Raw genomic sequence first — 1,495 nt, 5'->3', positions numbered from 1 at the left:
AAACACCACCTACGCACTTTCACCAGGACAACCGTCGCCTGGCCCACCTAGCCTTCTCCGTCCCCCCATCGCAATTACAAGTCGTGCAGGAATATTAACCTGCTTCCCATCGACTACGCCTTTCGGCCTCGCCTTAGGGGTCGACTCACCCTGCCCCGATTAACGTTGGACAGGAACCCTTGGTCTTCCGGCGAGGAGGCTTTTCACCCCCTTTATCGTTACTTACGTCAGCATTCGCACTTCTGATATCTCCAGCATACCTCTCGATACACCTTCGCAGACTTACAGAACGCTCCCCTACCACTCACACATAAGTGTGAATCCGCGGCTTCGGTGCCTGGTTTGAGCCCCGTTACATCTTCCGCGCAGGCCGACTCGACTAGTGAGCTATTACGCTTTCTTTAAATGATGGCTGCTTCTAAGCCAACATCCTAGCTGTCTGAGCCTTCCCACATCGTTTCCCACTTAACCAGAACTTTGGGACCTTAGCCGGCGGTCTGGGTTGTTTCCCTCTTCACGACGGACGTTAGCACCCGCCGTGTGTCTCCCGGATATTACTTACTGGTATTCGGAGTTTGCATGGGGTTGGTAAGTCGGGATGACCCCCTAGCCCAAACAGTGCTCTACCCCCAGTAGTATTCGTCCGAGGCGCTACCTAAATAGCTTTCGGGGAGAACCAGCTATCTCCGAGTTTGATTGGCCTTTCACCCCCAGCCACAGGTCATCCCCTAACTTTGCAACGTTAGTGGGTTCGGTCCTCCAGTTGATGTTACTCAACCTTCAACCTGCCCATGGCTAGATCACCCGGTTTCGGGTCTACACCTTGCAACTAGACGCCCAGTTAAGACTCGGTTTCCCTACGGCTCCCCTATACGGTTAACCTCGCTACAAAATGTAAGTCGCTGACCCATTATACAAAAGGTACGCAGTCACCCCGAAGGGCTCCCACTGCTTGTACGTACACGGTTTCAGGTTCTATTTCACTCCCCTCACAGGGGTTCTTTTCGCCTTTCCCTCACGGTACTGGTTCACTATCGGTCAGTCAGGAGTATTTAGCCTTGGAGGATGGTCCCCCCATATTCAGACAGGATGTCACGTGTCCCGCCCTACTCGATTTCACATCAAGGTTGTTTTCGTGTACGGGGCTATCACCCTGTATCGCCGGCCTTTCCAGGACCGTTCCACTAACTTCCAAGATGCTTAAGGGCTAATCCCCGTTCGCTCGCCGCTACTGAGGGAATCTCGGTTGATTTCTTTTCCTCGGGGTACTTAGATGTTTCAGTTCTCCCGGTTCGCCTCTGTTACCTATGTATTCAGTAACAGATACCCGAGTTATCTCGGGTGGGTTTCCCCATTCGGAAATCTGTGAGTAATAGCGTCTCTTACCGACTTCTCACAGCTTATCGCAGGTTAGTACGTCCTTCATCGCCTCTGACTGCCAAGGCATCCACCATGTACGCTTAGTCACTTAACCATACAACCCCAAGAAGTGTCG

The 1,495-nt window shown here is 52.4% G+C and carries 1 rRNA gene; it reads right to left on the bottom strand.

Annotation, left to right across the window (positions count from 1 at the left end):
• A 23S ribosomal RNA gene (locus AB5Y97_RS00075) occupies positions 1-1,474 on the bottom strand; the annotation flags it as partial.
• Between the last annotated feature and the right edge of the window lie 21 nt (positions 1,475-1,495).

The organism is Aeromonas sp. R10-2, from assembly GCF_040908445.1.
GTDB lineage: Bacteria > Pseudomonadota > Gammaproteobacteria > Enterobacterales > Aeromonadaceae > Aeromonas > Aeromonas veronii.
This window is presented reverse-complemented; position numbering and strand designations above follow the sequence as displayed.